This is a genomic window from Eikenella corrodens (assembly GCF_900187105.1).
GTDB lineage: Bacteria > Pseudomonadota > Gammaproteobacteria > Burkholderiales > Neisseriaceae > Eikenella > Eikenella corrodens.
Genome location: NZ_LT906482.1, coordinates 716079 through 739889, shown reverse-complemented (window position 1 = coordinate 739889; position 23811 = coordinate 716079). Strand labels below are relative to the sequence as shown.

Below are 23811 nucleotides of genomic sequence, written 5' to 3'. Positions count from 1 at the left end.
TGATTTTTGACATAAGTAAAGCCACATCCGCCAATCTTTCCCATTGTCTAAATGACAAGGCTAAATGTAGGCGTGATGCGGCTTTATGCTTTAAGCAAGTTTTGAGCCAATTAGAATATATATTCTATGCTGTTTACTTCTGCCGGAATATGCTGCCGAGCTTGGCCACCGAATTAAAGGAAACGAGAAAGGCTACTGCACCCAGTATCCAGTTTAGAGCCACCCCTAGGCCGCCTATATACATGATCTGGACAGCAGAGAGCGGAGCAGCGGACAGCTGGCTAGTCAGGGCATCAATCAATTGGGTTTGGAGCAGGTTTAGTCCGGTGTAGGAAATGGCGGAAATGCCAAGCGCCATGATGATTTTGCCTGCTAGGGTAGTCAGAACGGCGGTAAACATACCGGCTAGGGTTTTACCCATCTTTGCTTCCTTTCGTTTCTTAAGGCAGCCTAACGGCGATTAAGGGCGCTAAATACCATCAAAAATGCGGCAGTCATAGCCATCATGATGACAAATGGGCGTGCTTTGCGGGCGGTGTCGCACATGGGTTCGTAGCTCAGGCTTTGCTGCGTTCCCGCTATACTGAAAGAGGTGGGAGCGGGACAGGCTGCATCTGTGTTGAAGATATGGAGCGGGGAAAGGGCAATATTGATGTTTTGCTGTGGTAATACGATATCTTGATAGTCCATATTCCCCATTGGAGCACACATCATGCTATTGGGATTTTGCGCGCAAATATCGGGCTTTTCTGCGGTACTGTCGGACTTGGCCGGGCGGGTATCCGCCGCCGCAGCCGGCTTCATCTTCGCCGCTTCTTCGAACTGCCGAATTTCGGAGTAATCCGGTACGCGTTTTTTATGCTTCTTAGCCATTTACGCCACCATTTCGAATCCGGGAACAACTTGCTCGAACTCGATTTCTGATACGTTGCGGAAAAAGGGAATTTGTAATTGGATGGCGTCAATGACGAATCTAACGTAGGTGTCGAGCAACCAGCGCACGAAATCGACTGAAAGATTATCTAATTCAATGATGTCTTCGAAAAGAATGAAACTGCGATCTGATTCGATGTTCAGTTTGATGGCGAGTTCACAGAAGAGATCGCCTGGCTGCTGGCCTAGATAGGCGGTGATATTTGGATAAGTAGGTAATTGATAAGACATAAGAAAAGCTCCTTTGAGTTAGCTTGATCAAAGAGAGCTAGTCCAGCCTTATGATGTGAATAATGCCTGTCTGGCAAAGATACCGTCAGGACTAGCCCCCGACGGCGCGAAATATATAAGGCTACCTGAAAACGTAGCGCAGCGAAGTTTCTGCGTAGCTAAAGTTTCAGGTAGCCTTTGGTTGAATAAGCGCGCAGGTTGGGTTGGGAAATCCAACGTTCCACACTTTTAAATTTGTTGGGTTATGCCTGCGGCTGACACAACCTACTCTTGCTCAATAATCAGCACAAGGTCGGAAAAATACAATGAGGGATAAATTAAGGGGCTGTCCTAGATAACCAGGAATATTCAAAATTGATTAAAATATTCCTATGAGAAAAAGTCGCCTCAGCCAGCCCGTTCAAAACAAACTGATCGAATTGTTCGTTGCAGGAGCAACCGCCCGTACTGCCGCCGAATTGGCCGGAGTCAATAAAAACACCGCTGCCTACTACTTTCACCGTTTACGCTTGCTTATCTTTAATCGTTGCGAACACTTGGAAATGTTTGATGGCGAAGTAGAAGCAGATGAAAGCTATTTTGGCGGCTGCCGCAAAGGCAAACGCGGTCGCGGAGCAGCCGGAAAAGTGGTGGTATTCGGACTGTTGAAGCGTAACGGTAAGGTTTACACCGTTACCGTGGCCAATACTCAGTCGGCTACCCTGCTGCCGATTATCCGGGAGAAGGTAAGGCCGGACAGTGTGGTCTATACTGATTGCCACAGTGCCTACAATGTATTGGATGTTAGCGAGTTTAACCACTTGCGCATCAATCACCGCACCTGTTTTGCAGACAGGCAAAACCACATTAACGGGATTGAGAACTTCTGGAGTCAGGCCAAACGCCATTTGCGTAAATTCAACGGCATTCCGAAAAAGCATTTCGAACTGTATTTGAAAGAGTGCGAATGGCGATTTAACAACAATGAAATGAAATCTCAAATTGCCATGTTAAAACAAATGGTAAAAGATAGTCTAACCTAGTTATCTAGGACAGCCCCTAAATTAATTATATTTTTTATGTCCGTTATATCGCTATTTGCAAGTATATTTGTCATCTTTATAATTGATACTGTTGCAATTATTGCTACACACGCTTATCAAGGTAGGCTTGGTTCCGATACAACAGCATATATTCTAAGCTTCTTTGATAATCCTACCTTTTTAAATATATACTAATCGCCATCCCTTTGGGATCTATCTTTTTGGCGCTTATCTATCGGAATTAGCAAGAACTGATATGAGTTGCCCATTATCCCAAGCTGTGTATGCATACCGTACAAACTCTATACTCCCCACAACATGAAAGGCTACCTGAAAATTTCAGGTAGCCTTTTTTGATTGCCGCCAGTATCACACCGCCACTTGCGCTTTGATGTGCGGGTGCGGGTCGTAGTTTTGCAGTTCGAAGTCTTCAAAGCGGAAGTCGAACAGGTTTTGCACTTCGGGGTTGAGCTGCATTTGCGGCAGGGCTCGCGGCTCGCGGGTGAGCTGGAGGCGGGCTTGCTCGAAGTGGTTGCTGTAGAGGTGGGCGTCGCCGAAGGTGTGGATGAATTCGCCGGGTGCGAGGCCGCACACTTGCGCCATCATCATGGTGAGCAGGGCGTAGCTGGCGATGTTGAAGGGCACGCCGAGGAAGACGTCGGCGCTGCGCTGGTAGAGCTGGCAGGAGAGGCGGCCTTCGGCCACGTAAAATTGAAACAGGGCGTGGCACGGGGGCAGCGCCATTTCGTCGACAAGGGCGGGGTTCCAGGCGGATACGATGAGGCGGCGGCTGTCGGGATTGCGTTTGATTTGCTCGACAACGTTGGCGATTTGGTCGATATGCCGGCCGTCGGGGGCTGGCCAGGAGCGCCATTGGTAGCCGTATACGGGGCCGAGGTCGCCGTTTTCGTCGGCCCATTCGTCCCAGATGGATACGTTATTTTCTTTCAGGTAGCGGATGTTGGTGTCGCCTTTGAGAAACCAAAGCAGCTCGTGGATGATGGAGCGCAGGTGGAGCTTTTTGGTGGTGAGCAGGGGGAAGCCTTGGGCGAGGTCGAAACGCATTTGGTGGCCGAACACGGAACGGGTGCCGGTGCCGGTGCGGTCGGATTTGTCGGTGCCGTGGCTGAGGATGTGCTGCATGAGGTGGAGATAGGGTTGCATGGTGTGATTGGTTTGGGCGTCGAAATGGGGTGTATTGTACACGTTTGAGGGTGTGGGGAGGAAAGGGAAAGGCTACCTGAAAACGTAGTGCAGCGAAGTTTCTGCGCAGTTAAAGTTTCAGGTAGAGACCTTTGCAAAATTCCCCAAAATCCCCTAAATTTCCACCCAAGACATTTAGGGGATTTCTCATGAGCACCTTCTTCCAGCAAACCGCACAAGCCATGATTGCCAAACACATCGACCGCTTCCCACTATTGAAGTTGGATCAAGTGATTGATTGGCAACCGATCGAACAGTACCTGAATCGTCAAAGAACCCGTTACCTTCGAGACCACCGCGGCCGTCCCGCCTATTCCCTGTTATCCATGTTCAAAGCCGTCCTGCTCGGACAATGGCACAGCCTCTCCGATCCCGAACTCGAACACAGCCTCATCACCCGCATCGATTTCAACCTATTTTGCCGTTTTGACGAGTTGAGCATCCCCGATTACAGCACCTTATGCCGCTACCGCAACTGGCTGGCGCAAGACGACACCCTGTCCGAATTGCTGGAACTGATTAACCGCCAACTGACCGAAAAAAACCTAAAAGTAGAGAAAGCATCCGCCGCCGTCATTGACGCCACCATTATTCAGACCGCCGGCAGCAAACAGCGTCAGGCCATAGAAGTCGATGAAGAAGGACAAGTCAGCGGCCAAACCACACCGAGTAAAGATAAAGATGCCCGTTGGACAAAGAAAAACGGCCTCTACAAACTCGGTTACAAACAACATACCCGCACCGATGAGGAAGGCTATATCGAGAAACTGCACATCACCCCCGCCAATACCCATGAGTGCAACCACCTGTTGCCTTTGCTGGAAGGAATAGCCAAAGACACAACCGTCTATGCCGATAAAGGCTACGACAGTGCGGAAAACCGGCAACATCTGGAAGAGCGTCGACTGCAGGATGGCATTATGCGCAAAGCCCACCGCAACCGCCCGCTGACGGAAGCGCAAACCAAACGCAACCGATATTTGTCGAAGACCCGTTATGTGGTCGAACAAAGCTTCGGTACGCTGCACCGTAAATTCCGCTACGCGCGGGCAGCCTATTTCGGACTGATTAAAGTGAGTGCGCAAAGCCATCTGAAGGCGATGTGTTTGAACCTGTTGAAAGCGGCTAACAGGCTAAGTGTGCCTGTTGCCGCCTAAAAGGCGGCCCGGATGCCTGATTATCGGGTATCCGGGGAGGATTAAGGGGGTATTTGGGTAAAACAGGAGGTATTGGGGGAGGGAAACAGCCGAAAACCTGTGTTTGGGTTCTGGCTGTCGGGGGAAGGGCTTTTTTGCAAAGGTCTCAGGTAGCCTTTTTATGGGAATGATCAGAATGCTGGTGCGTTGGCTTGCTGCCCTGCTCTATTCGCATTTCAAGCCGCTACAACGTGCACGGAGGCTATTCCAAGTCGAAGCAGCCGACGGTTTCGACGTGGGCGGTTTGGGGGAACATGTTGACGATGCCGGCATTGCGGAAGCGGTAGCCTTTGCTCACGAGTACGGCGGCATCGCGGGCGAAGGTGGCGGGGTTGCAGGAAACGTATACGATGCGGCGGGGTAGATAGGGGGCGTGCAGGGCTTGGACGAGGGCGTAGGCGCCGCTGCGGGGCGGGTCGAGCAGGATTTTGTCGAAATAGCCCCAGCCGGCGACGGTGTGTTCGGTGGTTTGGAAGAGGTCGGCGCTGTGGAACTGGGCGCGTTCGGCGAGGTGGTTGAGGCGGGCGTTTTGGCTGGCGCGCTCGGTGAGTTCGGGTGAGCCTTCGATACCGATAACTTGTGCGCCGGCGGCGGCTATGGGGAGGCTGAAGTTGCCGAGGCCGCAGAAAAGGTCGGCGATGCGTTCGCCGGGTTGGGGCTGCAACAGCTGTATGGCGCGGGCAACGAGCAGGATGTTGGCGGTGGGATTGACTTGGGTGAAATCGCCGGGGCGGTAGGGGAGGGTGAGGGCGTATTCGGGCAGGCTGTAGCTGAGTTGGGGGCTGTCGGGCAGGAGGGGTTGGGCGGGCCGGTGTGGGGTTTGCAGCCAGATGTGCCAGTTGGCGGGCAGGCTTTGGGCGTGTTGGATGAGGTGGGCGCGGGCGGCTTTTGGGAGGTGTTCGGTGTGTAGGGTGAGGCTGTTGGCGGCGGGGCTGTGGTGCAGTTCGATGGTACGGACGGGGGTATGCAGGCGGTTGAGCTGCTGGAGCAGGGCGCGGGTGTTGCTCAGTTGGTTGGCAAGCTGGGGGGCGAGGATGGGGCATTGTCGGATGTCGACAATGCGGTGGCTGCTGCGGCTTTGGAAACCGAGGGTGGTGCGGCCTTGGCTGTGGTGGGCGCTGAGGCGGGCGCGGTAGCGGTAGCCCCAGGCTTGGCCGTAGATGGGGGGCAGGAGGTATTGGGGGCGGACTTTGCCGAGGCGTTGGAGTTGGTCTTCGAGGATGCGTTGTTTGTAGGCTACCTGAACGTTGCTGTGGACGTGTTGGAGGGTGCAGCCGCCGCATTGGCTGTAGTGGGGGCAGGCGGGGGCGATGCGGTAGGGGGAGGGGGTGAGGATGCGGGTGGCTTGGGCTTCGTCGTGGTGTTTCTTGCTGCGGGTGATTTGGTAGGCAACGGTTTCTTGGGGCAGGGCGCCGGTGATGAAGGTGGTTTTGCCGTGGATGCGGGCTACGCCGCGGCCTTCGTGGTCGATGCTGTGGATGGTGGCGGTGTTCATGGTGTGGGGTGGGGATAGATTGAGGCTACCTGAAAGCGGGATTGGGGTTTCAGGTAGCCTCTGTCGACTATTCGTGGTCGCCCATCTGGGGCGGAGCTTCTTCCTGGCTGGGGATGCGGTAGCTTTCGTCTGCCCAGGTGCCCAGGTCGATCATTTTGCAGCGTTGGCTGCAGAAGGGGCGGTAGGGGCTGTTTTCGTTCCAGAGTACGGGCTTCTGGCAGGTGGGGCAGGATACGGTGGGCTGGGTCATGGTTTGTCGGCGATGGGGTCGAAGCTGCACATTTTGAGCTGGAAGGGGATGTCGGTGTCGATCTGCTTTCCGCGCGGGCTGTCTTGGGTGGCTTGGGTGAAGCGGATGTGGGTGAAGTATTTGTTGGCGGAAATCTCGGGCAGGGTGTGATGGGATTGGGCTACATCTACGGTGAGCATGTGGATGTTGTTGCCAAGCTTGGTGTTTTGATAGTTGCCTTGGCGGGCGAGGCATTCGAGGCGGATGCTGTTGCGGCGCAGAATGCGCAGCAGCAGGGAAATGGCGTCGCCGGTGGGGGTGAGGGAGCGAATCCAGCAGCCGAGGTCGGCCACGCGCTGCTCGAAGGGCAGTTGCAGCCAGTAGTGATAGGAGGGAAGGTCGAAGGGGCTGGTGCCGCCGGACACGAGCATGCGCTGCTTTACGCCCATGAGCCATTCGTTTTCACGCAGGTGTTGGCCGAATTTTTGCTGGACTTCTTGCAGGTTTTGAGTGGCCTGGTAGAGGTCGTCCTGTTCGGGAGTGGAGTCGTATTGCTCGCGTTCGGCTTGGGAAATTTGCTGACGTTGGCGTTCGAGCTCTTGCAGGATGTCGAGCTTGAGTTCGGCGCGGGAGGCGCAATCCATGATTTCAAACAGGGTGCCGAGGGCGGCGTGGTGTGCCCAAGGCTCTGGGTGGCTGACGGTGGCGTTGAAGCGGGAAAAGAGATGCTCGAGGCGCAGGAAGTTGCGGATGCGTTCGGACAGGGGATGTTCGAAGGTGATGATGGCGGACATGGTTCAACTACCGAATAATTGTTGGTAAATAAGGTGTTGCCGCTCCACTGCGGCAGCAAGCTCGGGCAGGCCGGCTTCGTTGCTGATGATATCGTCGGCAATGCTGCGGCGCTGTTGGCGGCTGGCCTGGGCGGCGAGAATGCCGTTAATCATATCACGGGTAAGGCCGCTGCGTTCAATGGTACGGCGGATTTGCGTTTCTTCACTGCAATCGATAACGAGAATGCGCTGGAGAATGCTTTGAAAAACAGGTTGCTCGGCAAGCAGGGGAATTTCGATGATGCCGTAGGCGGTTTGGGGGTATTGCTGCTGTTGTACCCGGATTTCGGCGAGAATCAGCGGATGGAGGATATTTTCGAGCTTGGCTTTGGCTTCGGAGGATTGGAAAACGAGTTGGCGCAGAGCATCGCGCTTGAGGCTACCTGAAAAATCGAATACGGCCTCACCGAAGGCAGCATGGATGGCGGGGAGGGCAGCTCCGCCGTTTGCGGTAAGGGTGCGGGAGACGGCATCGGCATCAATCAGCGGCACGCCGTGTTGGGCAAACAGGCGGGCAGCGGTGGATTTGCCGCTGCCGATGCCGCCGGTGAGGCCGACCCAGGCGGTCATATCAGATGAATCCGGATTTGTGCAGCCACCATTGGATGCCTTGCAGGATATAGCTGTTGGCAGCGAAAACCAGCCAGCCGGCAATGGCGAGCGCGGGGCCGAAGGCGATAGGTTGGCCTTTAGCGGCACGCATTACTAGGGCGGCAACTAGGCCAACCAAGGCGGCCACGAAAACAATAACGGGCAGGGTGCTGACGCCAAGCCAGGCGCCCAGTGCGGCGAGTAGTTTGAAGTCGCCATAACCCATGCCCTCCTTGCCGGTGATGAGTTTGAACAGGTGGAACAGCAGCCAAAGGCTCAAATAGCCGACCACGGCGCCGAGCAGGGCTGAAGGCAGGCTGACGAAGCCGACTTGCCAGTTAAACAGCAGGCCGAGCCAAATCAGGGGCAGGGTGAGCTGGTCGGGCAAGAGCTGGGTGTCGGCGTCGATAAAGGTGAGGGCAACCAGTACGGCGGTGAATACGAGGCCGCCAAGGGTGAGCCAAGTGTAGCCGTATCGCCAAGCGACGATGCCAAATAGGATGCCGGTGAGCAGCTCGACGGCGGGGTAACGCCAGCCGATGGGGGTGCGACAGCTATGGCAGCGGCCGCGCAGCAGCAAGTAGCTGATGATGGGGATGTTCTGCCACGGTTTTACCGGGCTGCCGCATTTGGGGCAGCGTGAGGGCGGGGTGCTGATATTGAACGGTTTTTGGTCTTCTTCGTCCAGCGGCAGTTCGAGATGCTGTTTGGCAGCAATGCGCCATTGTTTCTCGAGCATGACCGGCAGGCGGTAGATAACCACGTTAAGAAAGCTGCCCACCAGCAGGCCGAGCAGGACGGCGAAGGGGATGTAGATTTCGGGATCAAGATTGGTCATAGGCGTGGTGTAGGTATGTTTTCAGGTAGCCTGTGGCAGGCTACCTGAAAGGTTATTCATGGAGATCCAGTAATTTAGCCGATAGCATTACCTAAGTTGAACAGCGGCAGATACATGGCAACCAAGATGACACCAATGATACTGCCTAATACTACCATAATGATTGGTTCCATTAGAGATGATAGAGTAGCTACAGCAGTATCTACTTCTTCTTCATAAAATTCTGCCGCCTTATTCAGCATGTCATCCAAAGAGCCTGATTCCTCACCGATAGAGGCCATCTGCAAGACCATGTTGGGGAATAGGTCAGTAGAGCTCATTGCAGTGGTTAAAGAAGTACCTTGGTTGACTTGGTTTCGAATGCTTCTGGTGGCTTCTTCATAAATGATATTGCCTGATGCGCCACCTACGGAGTCTAGCGCTTCCACCAGTGGCACACCAGCGGTAAATAGGGTGGCAGTGGTGCGAGCCCAGCGGGCAATCGTACCTTTTTCTACGATATTACCAAAGATAGGCAATTTCAACAGCATAGCATCTACTCGTTTTTGCAGTGCAGGTGAACGTTTATGCCATTGGATAAAGCCAGCAACAGCAGCTACCATTGCAATAATAACCATCCATCCCCATGCCACCATAAAGTCAGAGATACCCATCATAAATTGAGTAAGTGCAGGCATTTCTGCATTCATGCCGTCATACACTTTTTTAAACTCAGGTAGCACAAACATCATCATGATGATGACCAAAACAATGGCTACTACTACCACGGCAATCGGATAGGTTAATGCACTTTTAATTTTCTTCTTAATAGCAAGGGTTTTCTCTTTATATACAGCCAGTTTGTCGAGTAAACTTTCCAGTACACCACCTGCCTCACCAGCATCCACCAGGTTACAATAGAAATCATCAAAATATTTTGGGTGTTTGCGGAAGGCATTGGCCATAGAAGTACCCTGCTCGATGTCGTTACGCACTTCCATCAAGAGCTTGGTCATGGAGGCATTAGAGTGGCCTTTTGCTACAATATCAAATGCCTGCATTACCGGCAGACCGGCTTTCATCATGGTGGCTAGCTGGCGGGTAAATACAGTAATGTCGCCCTGGGTAATTCTCTTTTCGCGAACTTTCTTTTTCTTGTGCAGGCTAATAACCTTGACACGACGACGGGCGAGTTTGGCACGGGCGTCCTGTTCGTCTTTGGCGACTACTTCGCCACGGACGATTTGCTCAGACTCCATGTGCCGGCCTTCAAATTCGTAGCTGACTCCTGCCACTTTTTTATTGGATTGGGTTCTTTTGTTTATAGCCATGATAATTCCCTTTTAAATGAAACGAGCTTTCTTAGTCGTTGGTGCTGGCAAGGATTTCTTCTAAGGTAGTAATGCCTTGCATTGCTTTCAAAATACCAGCTCGGCGTAAGTCTACCAGCCCGTCGGCATAGGCCTGTTCGGCAATATCCACCTCGGTGCCGTTATTGATAATGATTTTTTGTATGGCATCGGTAACCGGCATGATTTCATATACACCGGCTCGGCCTTTGAAACCTTTGCCTTTGCAACGGTCGCAACCCACCTGACGGTATAGCTGCCAGTCGTCCTTGGCCAAGTCTTCCTCGGTGAAGCCAACTTTCAGTAAAGCCTCGGCTGGCGGACGCTCGATCGGTTGTTTGCAGGTACACAGTCGACGCACCAAACGCTGAGCCATAATCAGATTAACCGAGCTGGCAATATTGAACGGTGCTACCCCCATGTTCAGCATACGGGATAGTGTGGCTGGAGCGTTATTGGTGTGCAGGGTAGAGAATACCATGTGACCGGTTTGCGCAGCTTTAATGGCGATATCGGCAGTTTCCAAGTCGCGAATTTCACCCACCATGATGATGTCCGGGTCTTGGCGCAGGAATGCTTTCAGTGCCGCAGCAAATGTCATGCCCTGTTTGTCGTTTACGTTTACCTGATTGATACCGGGCAAGTTAATCTCGGCCGGGTCTTCGGCGGTGGAGATGTTTACGCTATCGGTATTCAAAATGTTTAGGCAGGTGTACAGCGACACAGTTTTACCCGAACCGGTCGGACCAGTTACCAGCACCATGCCGTACGGGCGGTGGATGGCTTCCAGCAGCAATTCTTTTTGGAAAGGTTCGAAACCAAGCTGGTTGATATTCAGCGTGGCGGCATCCGAGTTCAAAATACGCATTACAATTTTTTCGCCGAATAGCGTGGGCAGCGTATTCACACGGAAGTCGATGGGCTTTTGGTTTTTGTTGAACTGAATCTGGATTCGGCCGTCTTGTGGGACGCGTTTTTCGGAAATATCCATTTTGGACATTACTTTGATACGTGAGGCAATCTGTCCGCGGATATTTAGCGGAGGCTGTACCACTTCGCGCAGCTGGCCATCGGTACGGAAGCGGATACGCGCCATTTCTTCGTAGAATTCGAAGTGGATATCGGATGCGCCGGTGTTAAGGGCATCAGACAGCACCTTGTGGATGAATTTAGCAATCGGGCCGTCTTCTTCTTCGTCATCCACTTTGAGCGAAGCTGGTGTGGCCAGGGTGGTTGAGTCAGCAGAAATTTCATCCAAAATGGCGGTGGATGTTTGGCTGGCGAACTCCAACAGGCGGTCTAGCTGTTCATCATTGACTAGGATCAGGTCAACAATCAAGCCGCTAGGGAAAACAAGCTTTTGGTATGTTTGCAACAAAGTGGGGTCGGAGACACCCAAAAACAGTTTTTGCCCACGCTTGAACAAAGGTACGCAGCGGTACTCCGTCATCTGGCTGTCGTTGAGTACATCTTGCACCATCATGCTGCGGGAGTAGAGGGACAAATCCAAAATCGGATAGTGGAACAGCTTGGCTAGAAGCAGTGCCAAATCTGCCTGCTTGATAATGCCAGCCTCAGCTAGCATGGGAATGATATTTTTGTTTTGATTAACTTTTTCGCGGTATTTTTCAACCTGATCCTGCTCAATCAGTTTGTTTTGAAACAGGATGCGTAATAGTCCGACGCTCATATATTTGCCTGAGTAAAGTAGAACGGATTTTAAAATTCTGGGCGGATATTTGCTTTTAGGATGTCGCCCGCAAAGCCCGCATTTAGTAAGAATGCTTTTACACTATTATAGTTAAGATGTGATTATAAGTTAAATCATGGTAAGAATGCATTGTTTATGGAAAAAGTGGTTATTTCCTGTGGCGAGCTGGATATGTTGGTGTGAGTGAGAAAATAGATTAAGAGTTTTGGCTGTGTGGTGTGTATTTAGCCTGCTTCCCAATGGTCGATGTGTAGTTGCAATTCATATTGGTTGCGCCATTGGTTGGCAATGGGGCGGTATACCGTGTGGATTTTGGCTGGAAGTTCTTCGGCGCAGCGGAAAAACATGGCTTCCACAGTGTGTCCGCCACAATTTAGGCCGGCTTTTTTATGGCCGTTGCCTACTACCCGCTGCCACAATACTTCAAATTGGTTGTAGAAACACGGGGGTTGAAAGCCTTGTCCCCATACTTGGTTGGATAGTGTTTCGGCAGTATGCAGAGAGATTTCTTCAGGGCTCAGGCTACCGTCAGTGAGGAAGGTGCGGGTGAGTGCGTCTTGATCCAGCAGTTCGGTTAGTACACTTTCGAAAGCTTGTTGGAAGCGGGGGAAATCCTGTTCACGAATGCTGAGGCCGGCAGCCATGGCGTGGCCGCCAAATTTTAGAATTAATTCGGGATGGCGTTTGGCCACCAAGTCGATGGCATCGCGCAGATGTAATGAGGGAATGGAACGGCCGGAGCCGCGCAGTTCGCTATTGCCTGTGGGGGCAAACACGATGGTGGGCCTATGGAAACGGTCTTTGAGCCGGCCGGCCACGATACCAACCACGCCCTGGTGCCAATCGGGATGAAAGGCGGTAATGCTCAGGCCGTTGCCAACGATAATTTGATCGGCCAGGGCAAGGGCTTCCTGCAGCATGGTTTGCTCGATTTCCTGCCGTGCACGGTTCAGTTCATTTAGCTGTTCGGCCAGTTCGGCGGCGGTGTCCGGATCTTCGGCCAGTAGGCAGGCAATACCAATTTCCATGTTTTCCAAACGGCCGGCAGCATTGATGCGCGGGCCGATGGCAAAGCCCAAATCAAACGGCTTGGCTTGTCGCATATCGCGCTGGGCTACCTGAAAAAGCGCCTGAATGCCAGGACGGGTTTTGCCAATTTGCATTCGTTTGAGCCCTTGGCTAACCAAGATTCGATTGTTGTAATCCAATGTCACCACATCGGCCACGGTGCCCAAGGCCACCAAATCTAAAAGCTCAGCCAAATTGGGTTCAGGTAGCCTTTGTGGGTTGAACCATTGTTGGGTGCGCAGTAGGGCTCGTAGGGCGGTTAATACATAGAAGATTACGCCTACGCCGGCCAGATTCTTGCTGGCAAACGCGCATCCCGGTTGATTGGGATTAACGATGATACATTCAGGTAGCGTGTCGCCCGGTAAGTGATGGTCGGTGATGATTACGTCCATACCCAATGCTTGGGCGCGTGCCACACCGGCAGTGCTGGAAATGCCGTTATCTACGGTTAACAGCAGCTGAGTGCCTCGTTCGGCAGCCAGGTCGGCCAGTTGCGGGGTGAGGCCGTAGCCGTGTTTGAAACGATCCGGTACTAAAAACTCCACCTGTGCGCCCATATGGCGCAACCCCCAAATGCCTACTGCGCAGGCTGTGGCGCCATCGGCATCGTAGTCGGCTACAATTAAAATTCGCTCTTGCTCCTGGATGGCGCGAGCCAACCGTTCGGCGGCAGCATCAATATTTTTCAGCGATTGATAGGGCAGCAAGCTGGCTAAATGGTTATGTAGTTCGGCGGGGGAACGGACATTGCGGGCTGCAAACAAACGTGCCAGCAAGGGCGGGGTGCCGGCGGCCAGCAGGGCTTGTTCGGCTTCGGGGTCGGCTTGGCGGGTACGGATAACGGCGTTCATAAAGCCATGGTGAATAATAAAATAAACTATTTATTATAGCGCAAACTGGCATGCTAAGAGATTTCTGACGGTTTGAGAGAGAAATTTATAAAAGTTTTTTCACTTTTATAACAGCGTGTTGATATTTTAACGTAAGTTTTTTGCAAGATAATGCTTGCAATGATGTGGAGAGTTTGGTTTAATGCGCATCTTCTAGTGCTGTGCACGAAGACATGGGTGATTAGCTCAGTTGGTAGAGCGTCTGCCTTACAAGCAGAATGTCGGCGGTTCGACTCCGTCATCACCCACCATTTTTTTGCGCGCGGTGGTAGCTCAGTTGGTTAGAGTACCGGCCTGTCACGCCGGTGGTCGCGGGTTCGAGTCCCGTCCACCGCGCCATTTATAATCAAAACCCCTCTGCTGAAAGGCAGAGGGGTTTTAGCATTTCTGATTGTAATATTCCGTATATTGTCGCCGTGAAAAACTGCTTGGTTTTATGGTATATTCGCTGTGGCCGATAACAGGTTGGATTACTTTTTATATAGTATTTTCAAATTAATATGATGCAAAGGCTGCCCGCTTGGTTGCGCTGCTATTGGAAGCAGCTATAGCCAGTTGGTTTTAATTTAGACATTTAACAAACTTCAGGAGTTGCATGATGGAATTTCGCATTGAAAAAGATACCATGGGAGAAGTAAAGGTGCCGGCCAACCGGTATTGGGGCGCACAAACCGAGCGCTCGCGTAACAACTTCAAAATCGGCCCGGCTGCTTCTATGCCGCATGAAATCATTGAAGCCTTTGCCTATTTGAAAAAAGCAGCCGCTTTTGCCAATGCCGACTTGGGCGTATTGCCTGCTGAGAAGCGCGATCTGATTGCCGCCGCCTGCGACGAAATTTTGGCGCACAAGCTGGATGAAGAGTTTCCGCTGGTGATTTGGCAAACCGGTTCCGGCACGCAGTCCAACATGAATTTGAACGAAGTCATTTCCAACCGCGCCCACGTGTTGAACGGTGGCAAACTGGGCGAGAAAAGTGTTATCCACCCCAATGACGACGTAAACAAATCCCAGTCCTCCAACGACACCTATCCCACCGCCATGCACATTGCTGCTTACCAAAAAGTAGTGCAGCATACCCTGCCCGCCGTTAAGCGCCTGCAAAAAACCTTGGCTGCCAAAGCCGAGGCATTTGCCGACGTGGTGAAAATCGGCCGTACCCATCTGATGGATGCTACCCCGCTCACCCTCGGTCAAGAATTTTCTGCCTATGCCGCTCAGCTTGCCTACGGCATCCGTGCCTTGGAAAACACCCTGCCGCACTTGGCCGAACTTGCCTTAGGCGGCACTGCCGTGGGCACCGGCTTGAACACGCCCAAAGGCTACGATGTCCAGGTAGTCTCCTATATCGCCAAATTCACCGGTCTGCCTTTCGTTACCGCACCGAACAAATTCGAAGCATTGGCCACGCACGACGCGATTGTAGAAACCCACGGCGCATTGAAGCAGCTGGCTGTGTCGCTGTATAAAATCGCCAACGATATCCGCCTGTTGGCTTCAGGCCCGCGTTCCGGCATCGGCGAAATCCTGATTCCCGAGAATGAGCCCGGCTCCTCCATTATGCCCGGCAAAGTGAACCCCACCCAATGCGAAGCCCTCACCATGGTGTGTGCCCAAGTGTTGGGTAACGACACCGCCATTTCATTCTCCGGCACGCAGGGCCAGTTCCAGCTCAACGTGTTCAAACCTGTGATGGCTGCCAACTTCCTGCAATCTGCGCAGCTTTTGGCCGATGCTTGCATCTCGTTTGACGAACATTGTGCAGCCGGCATTGAGCCCAACCTGCCGCGCATCAAGCAGCAGCTCGACAATTCATTGATGCTGGTTACCGCGTTGAACACCAAAATCGGCTACGAAAACGCTGCCAAAATCGCCAAAGCCGCCCACAAAAACGGCACCACCCTGCGCGAAGAAGCCGTGAAATCCGGCCTCTTGACCGCCGAGCAGTTTGACGACTGGGTACGTCCTGCCGATATGGTAGGCAGTTTGAAATAAGTTTGGTTAGGCAGGAGGAAGCGCATATTGGAAGCAGTATGCGCTTTATTTTGTTTGTTGTTTGCACGGCAGGAAGGCTACCTGAAAGTTTGGCTGCGCAGAAACTTCGCTGCGTTGCGCTTTCAGGTAGCCTTTGCTTGTGATTACTGACGGTTCAGTTTGTTAACGGCTGCGGCCGTTGTTGTCGTACACCATTCTGGTGCCTTCAAAGATATGGATGCTGGCGGCGCAGGTGTCGGTTGAACATGCTTTCATCGGCAGGGTTACGCTGTAGCGGCCGCTGCGGGCGGGGCGGTAGCTGAACAGGGGCACGCTGTCACCCAATACGTCTTGTTTCACCACGCGGCCATTGAGGCGTACGGTGAGGTCGATGTCGGAGCAGTTGTCGTCGCAGTCGCCGTAGAAGGTGTAGGCTTTGCCGGCGGTGAGGTTAACTTGCTCGGTGTGGCTCTGGCCGGCGGCAAGGCGTTGCTGGCGCAGGAGGAGTACGCGGGCGGCCGGGTCGTGGCTTTCTACGATCTCCACATTGCTTCGTTGTGCGCGCAGCAGGGAGGGATCGGTGTCGGTACTGCTTTCAAACACTTGTACGGAGTAGGCGCAGGAGTCGTTGTCGCAGTCTTCCATGCTGATGTTGAGCTGATGGCGGCCGCCTTGCTCTGCTCTGAAGTTCAGCAGGGGTTCGCTGTCGCCATCGGTGTCGGAGGCGATGGTTTTGCCGTTGGCGCTGAGGGTGAGGTCGAAGTCTTCGCAGGCTTGGTCGCAGCGGCCGAATACGTTGTAGTATTTACCGGCAGTGAGCTCAATGTCCACGCTGCGGCTTTGGCTGTCGGCGAGCTGGCCGCTAATCAGGGGCAGTTCGCGGACGTTTTTATCGATACCTTGTTGCTCTTCTCGGATGATTTTTTGTAAGGCTGCCAAGGACGGGCCTGTGTTGTCGCTGTTGCCTACTTTGCCGCCGCTAAATACTTGCAGCATGGAGCGGCAGCGGCTGCGTGAGCAGTCTTTCATTTCAGTATTGAGTTCTACACGGCCATCGCGCTCGGCTTGCCAGGTGAAGCGGGAGCCGTCGCCGCGGTTTTTACGGAATAGGGTGGTGCGGCCTTGGGTAACGCTGAATTTGATGTTAGAGCAGTTTACGGAGCAGTCGGCAAACACGGTATATACCTGGCCGGCTTTCACATCCAGCGTGGTGGAGTTGCTTTGTCCTTCTTCTAGGCGAATGCTGCGCTGAAACAGCTGCTGTGCGGCAGGGTCTTCATTTTTGATGGTTTCGGTGTGGCTGGATGCTTGGCCGGTGAGATAACTGTCGGCAGCAAAAGCGGGTAGGGAGAGGGCGGCCAAAATTGGCAGCAGGGCGAGTTTTTTCATGGGTTGTTTCCTTTTGTTGGAGGAGAAAGAAATTTTGCTAAACGGCTGATAACGAAGGACTGCGCTTTCGCTACAAGGCGTGTTAACGCTGTAGCAGCGTGCTCATCCGTTATATGCAAAATTTTGCGGCATTATGCCTAATTGCGTTAAATTTTCCAACTAATTTGCTCGGGTATGTGTGTTTTGGCGAATACATCAAAGGCTACCTGAAAGTTTGGTTTCGCAGCAACGCTGCTTGGCATCGTTTTGCTGAGATAGAAGCTTCACTTTCAGGTAGCCTTTTTCTTGCCTGCAGCAAATCACGCGCACTTTGCGTTAAGTCAAACTGTGTGTTTGTGGCAGGAGCGGAAAAATTTGGTTTTCCCGAAGTGATGAGCTGATGCAATCCCTTGTCCGTACAAAAATCTTCCCGTGCGGTAAAGCCCGTTTCATTTAATAATCATTCGCAATTAACCCGATTTAACGGCAAAGCTGCTTGCGTTTTTCCCGGTAAAGCACGACAATCCACCACAACATATAGTGTTTGAGAATATTTCGCGCACTATATGTTGTATTTTTAAGGATAGGGCTATGGAAACGCTGAATTTTACCCGAGAGCAAATCGTTTGGCAGGAAGTGCCGGGCGAAGTGTCGCTGGCGTTTCTGTTTTCCGGCTGCCCGTTACGCTGCAAAGGTTGCCATAGCGCCGACAGCTGGAAGGGCGGTTTGGGCAGCGAACTGACTGCCGAATACTTGCAAAGCCGCTTGGAACGTTATCGCGGGCTGATTAGCTGCGTGCTGTTTATGGGCGGCGAGTGGCTACCTGAAAAACTGCTGCCGCTGCTGGCGCAAGTGCGAGAAGCTGGGCTGAACTCCTGCCTCTATACCGGCTTGGAGCAAGATGAACTGGAGCGCACTTCCATCGCCATCATCCCGCAGCTGACCTATCTCAAAACCGGCCGCTGGAAGATGGAGCTTGGCGGTCTCGACAGCCCGCACACCAACCAGCGCTTTATCGACCTGCGCAGCGGAGAAGTGCTGAACCATCTGTTTGTGAAAGACACGCTCGCCTCCCGCCCCAAAATCATCCCCTTGGTGCACGCCCCGCAACCGGTTGCCGAGGGTGCGCTTTTCCAACCTGCCTGAACGCAGGCTTCCCCCAATCGCAACATCCCACGCTAAACTTCACATCAAACTAGGAGAGTACACATGATTCGGCTGCATCCCGAACAGTTAAACGGCAAACTGCAATTCATGCACGACTACATCAGCGCGCAAAACGCGGCAGACGGCTCGAAAATGGACGCCAACGCCAACGTAACGCAGAAGAACATCGCCACGATGGAAGCCGAGCTGATGAAAGACTTTTTCGTGCAGATCAACCGTGCCCAGGTGTCGCGCAAAATTGCCGAAGTGTTCGACCAATCTGTGGCAAACGAATATCTGCGCCAAATTGAAGCACATGAAATCTATGTGCACGACGAAACCAGCCTGAAACCCTATTGCGTGTCGGCCACGCTGTATCCCTTCCTGCTTGACGGCTTAAGCAAACTCGGTGGCGAATCCAAGGCGCCGCAGCATCTGGCTTCGTTTTGCGGTTCGTTTATCAACCTGGTGTTTGCCATCAGCGCGCAGTTTGCCGGCGCGGTGGCGACGGTGGAGTTTCTGACCTATTTCGACTACTTTGCCCGCAAAGACTACGGCGACGATTATTTGGAAACCCACGGCAAAGAAATCGCCAACCATATGCAGCAGGTGGTGTACAGCATCAACCAGCCCGCCGCCGCGCGCGGCTATCAGAGCGTATTCTGGAATATTTCCGTTTACGATCAATACTATTTCGACGCGATGTTCGGCGATTTCGTCTTCCCCGATTTCAGCAAACCGGTGTGGGCGAGCGTGGCGAAGCTGCAAAACTTCTTCCTCAAATGGTTCAATCAGGAGCGCACCAAAGCCGTTTTGACCTTCCCCGTCGTTACCGCTGCGATGCTGACCGACGGCGGCAAATGCAAAGACACCGTGTTCGCCGACGAAATGGCGAAAGAGTTGGCGGAAGGCAATTCCTTCTTCGTCTATCTTTCCGATAACCCCGACTCCTTGGCTTCCTGCTGCCGTTTACGCAACGCCATTGAAGACCGCACCTTCAGCTACACACTTGGTGCGGGCGGCGTGGCGACCGGTTCCATCAACGTCATCACCATCAACATGAACCGGCTGGAACAAGACGGGCGCGACCTTGCCGCAGAAGTCGCCAAAATCCACAAATACCAATACGCTTACCGCAAACTGATGGAAGAATACCAAGCCGCCGGCATGCTGCCCGTTTACGATGCAGGCTTCATCACGCTGGATAAACAGTTCCTCACCATCGGCATCAACGGCATGGCAGAGGCCGCCGAATCGCAAGGTATCAAAGTCGGCTACAACGACGACTACATCAACTTCGTCCAAGGTCGTCTGAAAACCATATTCGAAGCCAACCAAGCCGCCAGCAAACACTACGGCGTGAAGTTCAACACCGAGTTCGTCCCCGCCGAAAACCTCGGCGTGAAAAACGCCAAATGGGACAAAGCCGACGGCTACAAAGTCAACCGCGAATGCTACAACTCCTATTTCTACGTCGTTGAAGACGAAGAAATCAACGCGCTCGACAAATTCCTGCTGCACGGCAAAGAACTGGTGGACTGGCTCGACGGCGGCTCTGCGCTGCACCTGAACCTTGACGAAGCACTACCCGAATCCGGCTACCGCTCGTTATTGGACATTGCCGCGCAAACCGGCTGCAACTACTTCTGCGTGAACGTGCGTATCACCATCTGCAACGAATGCGGCCACATCGACAAACGCACCCTGCACGCCTGTTCCGCCTGTGGCAGCCACGACATCGACTACGGTACCCGCGTCATCGGCTACCTGAAACGCGTATCCGCATTCAGTAGCGGACGGCGTAAAGAACACGCACTGCGGCACTACCACCGCGAGCAGCAACAGCAAAAATGGCGGCAAGTAGCCTAAGCCGTTTGCAATGAAGCCTGCCATTTTCAGGTAGCCTTTCCCCCATCTCCGGGCTACCTGAAAACTTCAAGCACACCGCCTTTGCGGTGTGCCTTTTTATGTGTTGGTCATCTGTCTTGCTAGTAGGGCAGGGTAGGCTCCGCAGTAATGACGCTGCAGGCTAACTGGCACCAAACAAGCTATGCTGTTGCCAATCAACTGGGCCGAATCTTAATATTGAGTAACCCCTTTCTTTTACCCTAATCAAAGGCTACCTGAAAATATTCTCCACCAAATTGACGATCTTTTGGCAGCAGGTCTATAGTCAAGCCAACTATCTCAATACAACCAACAGGAGCAAAATCGTGGAAAAGCTCACCCCAAAATCCTTCATGATGCACCTGCTCAACGGATCGGCCTTAGGCATTGTGGTTGCCCTCGTGCCGGGCGCGCTGTTGGGCGAATTGTTTAAGGCGCTCACGCCGTATTGCGAGCCGCTGGGCATGCTTACGCAAATGATCGGCGCCACCAACGCCATGGTCGGCATCGCCGTGGGCGTGGCCATCGGCTATATGTTTAAATTCACGCCGATTGAATCGATTTCGGTGGGGCTGGCTACCATGGCCGCCGGCGGAGCGGTGCGTTTTGCCGACGGCATCATCCAGCTCAAGGGTACGGGCGATATTTTCACCATGGTGTTCACTGCCGGTATTGCCGTCGGCCTGATTGTGCTGCTGCGCGGCAAGGTGCGCGGCTATGCGATTTTGGTGGTACCTGTGGTGAGCCTGTTTGTGGCGGGCGCGTTGGGGCGGCTGGCGTTTCCGTATTTCATCGCCTTTTCGCAGCTGCTGGGCTCGTGGATTGCCCACCTGCTCACGCTGGAGCAAACGCTGATGGCGGTGTTGATTGCCATCGCGTTTGCCTGCCTGATTGTGTCGCCGGTGTCATCCGTGGGTATTGCCACGGCGATTCATTTGGCTGGCGTGGGCTCGGGTGCAGCCAATTTGGGCATTTGCGCCTGTGCGTTTTCGCTGGCCGTGGCCGGGCGGCGGGTGAACCCGTTGGGCACTTGCGCGGCGCATTTTGTGGGTTCGCCCAAGCTTTCCATGCCCAATATCGTGGCTAAACCCAAGCTCTTGCTGCCGATTATGCTCAATGCTGCGCTGGCTGGGGTGCTGGCTTCGCTGTTTCAAATCCAAGGCACGGAATTTAGCGCGGGTTTCGGCATCAGCGGCCTCATCGGCCCGGTGAACCATTTGAAACTCGCCGGCTGGGGTGCGGGGCAGCTGGCGGTGTCGCTGCTGGTGTTTGTGATTGTGCCCGTGGCCGGGGCGTTTGCAGTGGACTGGCTGTTTGTGAATAAGCTTAAATGGATTGCGCCGGAAGATTACAAGATTGATGTGTCATGAAAAGAGGCTACCTGAAAAATGGGAAAGCAGTTTTAATTTCGTTGAAGCCAGTGCTTTAGCTTCGCAGAAACTCGTCTTCCTACGGAACCCTCGTTTTCAGGTAGCCTTGGTTTGTGTGCCGAAAGGCTGTCTGAACAAGCAAAATTACCTTGCCCTGCTATATAATCTGCTGCCATGAACACCATCGAATCCGCCCAAAACCCCACGCTCAAACATCTGGCCAAACTGCTGCGCAGTGCCCGTGCGCGCCGCGAGAGCGGGCAGGCTGTGCTGGAAGGGGTGCATTTGCTCTCCGCCTATTTGCAGGCTGGCGGGCAGGTGTTGCAAGTTTATGTGCCGGCAAGCAAAATGCAGCAGCCGGAAACCGCGCGGCTGCTCTCGCAGCTGTCACCCGAACGGGTGGTACAGACGGCGGGTGCGGCCTTGCAGAAAATCACCAGCCTCTCCGATGCCGAAGAAATCACCGCGCTGATTGCGCTGCCGCCTACTGAGCCGTTTGATGCTGAGGCCGATTGTGTGGTGTTGGAACGCATTCAAGACCCGGGCAATATCGGCACGATTCTGCGCAGCGCGGCAGCAGCGGGTGTGGGGCAGGTGGTGCTTTCCGCTGATTGTGCCGATGCGTGGTCGCCCAAGGTGTTACGCGCCGGCATGGGGGCACATTTCGCGCTGCGTTTATTTGTTGAGCCGGATTTGGCGGCGTGGCGGGAGCGATGCCATGTGCCGCTGCTGGCCACCGCGCTGCACCGCAATAGCGTGAGCCTGTACGATTGCGATTTGCGCGCGCCAGCCGCCTGGCTGTTTGGTAACGAAGGCGCGGGCGTGAGCGAAACTATGCTGGCTGCCGCCAGCCGCCTCGTGCATATTCCGATGGCGGTACAAACCGAATCGCTGAACGTGGCGATGGCGGCCACCGTTTGCTTGTTTGAGCAGATGCGGCAGCGGTTGTAGCGGAAGTTCGGTTTTCGGCTAAAAGGCTACCTGAAAACGAGGCTTCCAAAGAAAGCTGGGTTTTCAGGTAGCCTTTTGGTTGCATGGCGGCATCATCTTTAGTGCGATTTTGCCTATGCGGCTGTTTTTGGCAGCGGTTTTGTGCCATAATTCGCGCCTGCCTGTTTTAGCAGGCATTAGGAGTTGGCGTGGGTCTTCCCGGCTCGGCCAGCTTGTCCGGCCGCAAGGCTATATTTTTGGAGTTTTATTATGGCATTAACCGTAGAACAAAAAGCGCAAATCATCAAAGATTTCCAGCGCAAAGAAGGCGATACCGGCTCTTCTGAAGTGCAAATCGCTCTCTTGACTTTCCGCATCAACGATCTGGCTCCGCACTTCAAAGCCAACCCGAAAGATTTCCACAGCCGCCGCGGCCTGTTGAAAATGGTGAGCGCCCGCCGCCGCCTGTTGGCCTACCTGCGCAATACCGATGTGGATACCTACCGCGATGTGATTACCCGCTTGAATCTGCGTAAGTAATCTTTGCCCAATAAAAACCGTGCCGCTGGAGCTTTCCGGCGGCACGGTTTTTTTGTTTTAGCTGCATTACAGTTGCATTTTAGCTTGGCAGCAACTTAGCTTCCTTTGGAAGCCTGTAGTAAATCATCGCGTTGTTTACACCACAGGTTGAGAAAAATAAGCCTGCAAGACCTCAAACGGCGTATCGCCGCCCAGACTACCGTGCGGCTTCACCGTATTATAGAAATTAACAAATCGGCACAACTCCTTTTGCCGATGCTCCGGACTGTCAAACGACTGTTTCTCATGCCACATCTCCATCAGGGTACGGATAACCCGCTCCGCCTTACCGTTGGTCTGCGGACGGGCAGGACGGGTAAACTTTTGATTAATGCCGTTTTCCCAACAGGTAACGCCAAAGGCATGATTTGCCCCTCCTTTGTATTCGCTGCCGTTGTCCGAATATACACACTCGATCAGATACGGACAGGGTTCGATGACTTGTTCGGCCAGAAACTTGGCGGCGCTGTCTGCGGTTTTGTCCGGCAAAATGGCAGCGTATAGCTCCCTTGAGAAATCGTCGATGGCGACAAACAGGTAATCCCGCTTATCGGTAGCTTTCTGCCCTTTGAGCAGCGGCAGCCGTTTGGTGTCGAGATGCACCAGCTCTCCGGGGTAGGATTTATTGTAGCGTTTGGCCTGCTTTTTAAGTTTTTCCTGAATGCTGCGTTCTACCTTGGCCAGGCGTTTCATTCCGTACTTTGCCTGTTTGAAACGGTTGTTGGTACTGGTTTGGGGTTTGAGCAGCCTGCCCCTTGCGGCTTTAAGTGCGCGGTAGATGGTGACGCGGCTGACTTGGTAGCGGCGAGCTAGGGAGGTGACGCTTTCCTTCTCCTGCGTGTAGGCTAGCCAAATGGCTTGGCGGTGGTGCGGGGTGAGACGGGTGTTTTTGTGCATGTTCATGTTTCAGTATTCTCCTGGAAATACTGTAAACAACGCTACTGGTTTCTACACGTAAGGCTACCTGAAAATAGTATCGTTCAAGCCC

23 protein-coding genes and 2 tRNA genes are annotated in these 23811 nt (G+C 53.3%); 11 read left to right on the top strand and 14 right to left on the bottom strand.

The window, feature by feature from the left end; all coding sequences use genetic code 11:
* Nucleotides 1–133 precede the first annotated feature (133 nt).
* From CKV94_RS03730 to CKV94_RS03720, 3 genes are read right to left on the bottom strand one after another with little or no spacing between them, the layout of a single operon-like run.
* Complete coding sequence (locus tag CKV94_RS03730; RefSeq protein WP_003823536.1) at nt 134–421, bottom strand: DUF2523 family protein; 288 nt, start codon at nt 419–421, stop codon at nt 134–136.
* Between the two features lie 29 nt (nt 422–450).
* The gene (locus tag CKV94_RS03725) at nt 451–873 is read right to left on the bottom strand and encodes a virulence factor TspB C-terminal domain-related protein (RefSeq protein ID WP_003823535.1); all 423 of its coding nucleotides are present in this window, start codon (nt 871–873) and stop codon (nt 451–453) included.
* Nucleotides 874–1164 carry a hypothetical protein gene (locus tag CKV94_RS03720; protein WP_003823534.1) on the bottom strand — a complete coding sequence of 97 codons (291 nt, stop codon included), beginning with the start codon at nt 1162–1164 and terminating at the stop codon, nt 874–876.
* Between the two features lie 371 nt (nt 1165–1535).
* Here CKV94_RS03720 and CKV94_RS03715 point away from each other — a divergent pair, with 371 nt between their 5' ends.
* A complete protein-coding gene (locus CKV94_RS03715) occupies nt 1536–2186 on the top strand; it encodes an IS1595-like element ISEco1 family transposase (RefSeq protein ID WP_064103257.1) in 651 nt (216 codons plus the stop codon).
* A 369-nt stretch (nt 2187–2555) separates the two neighbouring features.
* On the opposite strand, the gene CKV94_RS03710 is transcribed toward CKV94_RS03715, so the two are convergent.
* Entirely contained in the window at nt 2556–3350 is a 795-nt protein-coding gene (locus CKV94_RS03710; RefSeq protein WP_035580579.1) for a thymidylate synthase, read from the bottom strand.
* A gap of 188 nt (nt 3351–3538) precedes the next feature.
* Here CKV94_RS03710 and CKV94_RS03705 point away from each other — a divergent pair, with 188 nt between their 5' ends.
* Entirely contained in the window at nt 3539–4546 is a 1008-nt protein-coding gene (locus tag CKV94_RS03705) for an IS5 family transposase (protein WP_003825078.1), read from the top strand.
* Between the two features lie 241 nt (nt 4547–4787).
* Here CKV94_RS03705 and rlmD read toward each other — a convergent pair whose 3' ends face one another.
* The 8 genes from rlmD to recJ all read right to left on the bottom strand — a co-directional run bounded on the left by rlmD (nt 4788) and on the right by recJ (nt 13532).
* The gene (gene rlmD / locus CKV94_RS03695; protein ID WP_003823529.1) at nt 4788–6080 is read right to left on the bottom strand and encodes a 23S rRNA (uracil(1939)-C(5))-methyltransferase RlmD; all 1293 of its coding nucleotides are present in this window, start codon (nt 6078–6080) and stop codon (nt 4788–4790) included.
* 67 nt (nt 6081–6147) lie between these two features.
* Complete coding sequence (gene yacG, locus CKV94_RS03690) at nt 6148–6330, bottom strand: DNA gyrase inhibitor YacG (RefSeq protein ID WP_003823528.1); 183 nt, start codon at nt 6328–6330, stop codon at nt 6148–6150.
* Complete coding sequence (gene zapD, locus CKV94_RS03685) at nt 6327–7103, bottom strand: cell division protein ZapD (protein ID WP_003823527.1); 777 nt, start codon at nt 7101–7103, stop codon at nt 6327–6329. The genes yacG and zapD overlap by 4 nt, the downstream gene beginning before the upstream one ends.
* Nucleotides 7104–7106: 3 nt before the next feature.
* Nucleotides 7107–7712 (bottom strand): dephospho-CoA kinase, encoded by a 606-nt coding sequence (gene coaE, locus CKV94_RS03680; RefSeq protein WP_003823526.1) that lies wholly within the window; start codon nt 7710–7712, stop codon nt 7107–7109.
* Between the two features lies 1 nt (nt 7713).
* The gene (locus CKV94_RS03675; protein ID WP_003823525.1) at nt 7714–8571 is read right to left on the bottom strand and encodes a prepilin peptidase; all 858 of its coding nucleotides are present in this window, start codon (nt 8569–8571) and stop codon (nt 7714–7716) included.
* 74 nt (nt 8572–8645) lie between these two features.
* Nucleotides 8646–9881, bottom strand: coding sequence for a type II secretion system F family protein (locus CKV94_RS03670; RefSeq protein ID WP_003823524.1), 1236 nt, complete (start codon nt 9879–9881; stop codon nt 8646–8648).
* A 31-nt stretch (nt 9882–9912) separates the two neighbouring features.
* Entirely contained in the window at nt 9913–11589 is a 1677-nt protein-coding gene (gene pilB / locus CKV94_RS03665; protein WP_003823522.1) for a type IV-A pilus assembly ATPase PilB, read from the bottom strand.
* A gap of 245 nt (nt 11590–11834) precedes the next feature.
* Nucleotides 11835–13532 carry a single-stranded-DNA-specific exonuclease RecJ gene (gene recJ, locus CKV94_RS03660; RefSeq protein WP_003823521.1) on the bottom strand — a complete coding sequence of 566 codons (1698 nt, stop codon included), beginning with the start codon at nt 13530–13532 and terminating at the stop codon, nt 11835–11837.
* Between the two features lie 214 nt (nt 13533–13746).
* On the opposite strand from recJ, the gene CKV94_RS03655 reads away from it, so the two are divergent.
* From CKV94_RS03655 to fumC, 3 genes are all read left to right on the top strand, one after another.
* Nucleotides 13747–13822, top strand: a tRNA-Val gene (locus CKV94_RS03655).
* Between the two features lie 11 nt (nt 13823–13833).
* Nucleotides 13834–13910: transfer RNA gene (locus CKV94_RS03650), tRNA-Asp, on the top strand.
* Nucleotides 13911–14169: 259 nt separating this feature from the next.
* Nucleotides 14170–15564, top strand: coding sequence for a class II fumarate hydratase (fumC, locus tag CKV94_RS03645; RefSeq protein WP_035580537.1), 1395 nt, complete (start codon nt 14170–14172; stop codon nt 15562–15564).
* A gap of 162 nt (nt 15565–15726) precedes the next feature.
* On the opposite strand, the gene CKV94_RS03640 is transcribed toward fumC, so the two are convergent.
* The gene (locus CKV94_RS03640) at nt 15727–16932 is read right to left on the bottom strand and encodes a hypothetical protein (protein ID WP_003823519.1); all 1206 of its coding nucleotides are present in this window, start codon (nt 16930–16932) and stop codon (nt 15727–15729) included.
* Nucleotides 16933–17030: 98 nt separating this feature from the next.
* Between CKV94_RS03640 and CKV94_RS11090 the strand changes: the two genes are divergently transcribed.
* The 6 genes from CKV94_RS11090 (at nt 17031) to rpsO (ending at nt 22784) form a co-directional block, all read left to right on the top strand.
* On the top strand, nt 17031–17312 hold the full coding sequence (locus CKV94_RS11090) for a hypothetical protein (RefSeq protein ID WP_003823518.1): 282 nt from the start codon (nt 17031–17033) through the stop codon (nt 17310–17312).
* Between the two features lie 190 nt (nt 17313–17502).
* Nucleotides 17503–18057 carry an anaerobic ribonucleoside-triphosphate reductase activating protein gene (nrdG, locus tag CKV94_RS03635; RefSeq protein WP_003823517.1) on the top strand — a complete coding sequence of 185 codons (555 nt, stop codon included), beginning with the start codon at nt 17503–17505 and terminating at the stop codon, nt 18055–18057.
* A 63-nt stretch (nt 18058–18120) separates the two neighbouring features.
* Nucleotides 18121–19926 carry an anaerobic ribonucleoside-triphosphate reductase gene (nrdD, locus tag CKV94_RS03630; RefSeq protein ID WP_003823515.1) on the top strand — a complete coding sequence of 602 codons (1806 nt, stop codon included), beginning with the start codon at nt 18121–18123 and terminating at the stop codon, nt 19924–19926.
* Nucleotides 19927–20270: 344 nt separating this feature from the next.
* Nucleotides 20271–21314, top strand: coding sequence for a PTS transporter subunit IIC (locus CKV94_RS03625; RefSeq protein WP_196761997.1), 1044 nt, complete (start codon nt 20271–20273; stop codon nt 21312–21314).
* 174 nt (nt 21315–21488) lie between these two features.
* Nucleotides 21489–22265, top strand: a complete 777-nt coding sequence (locus CKV94_RS03620; protein WP_003823510.1) for a TrmH family RNA methyltransferase — start codon at nt 21489–21491, stop codon at nt 22263–22265.
* A 249-nt stretch (nt 22266–22514) separates the two neighbouring features.
* Nucleotides 22515–22784, top strand: coding sequence for a 30S ribosomal protein S15 (rpsO, locus tag CKV94_RS03615; protein WP_003823508.1), 270 nt, complete (start codon nt 22515–22517; stop codon nt 22782–22784).
* Nucleotides 22785–22919: 135 nt separating this feature from the next.
* Here the strand turns inward: rpsO and CKV94_RS03610 are convergent, their stop codons facing one another.
* Entirely contained in the window at nt 22920–23726 is an 807-nt protein-coding gene (locus CKV94_RS03610; RefSeq protein WP_003823507.1) for an IS481 family transposase, read from the bottom strand.
* Nucleotides 23727–23811 lie beyond the last annotated feature (85 nt).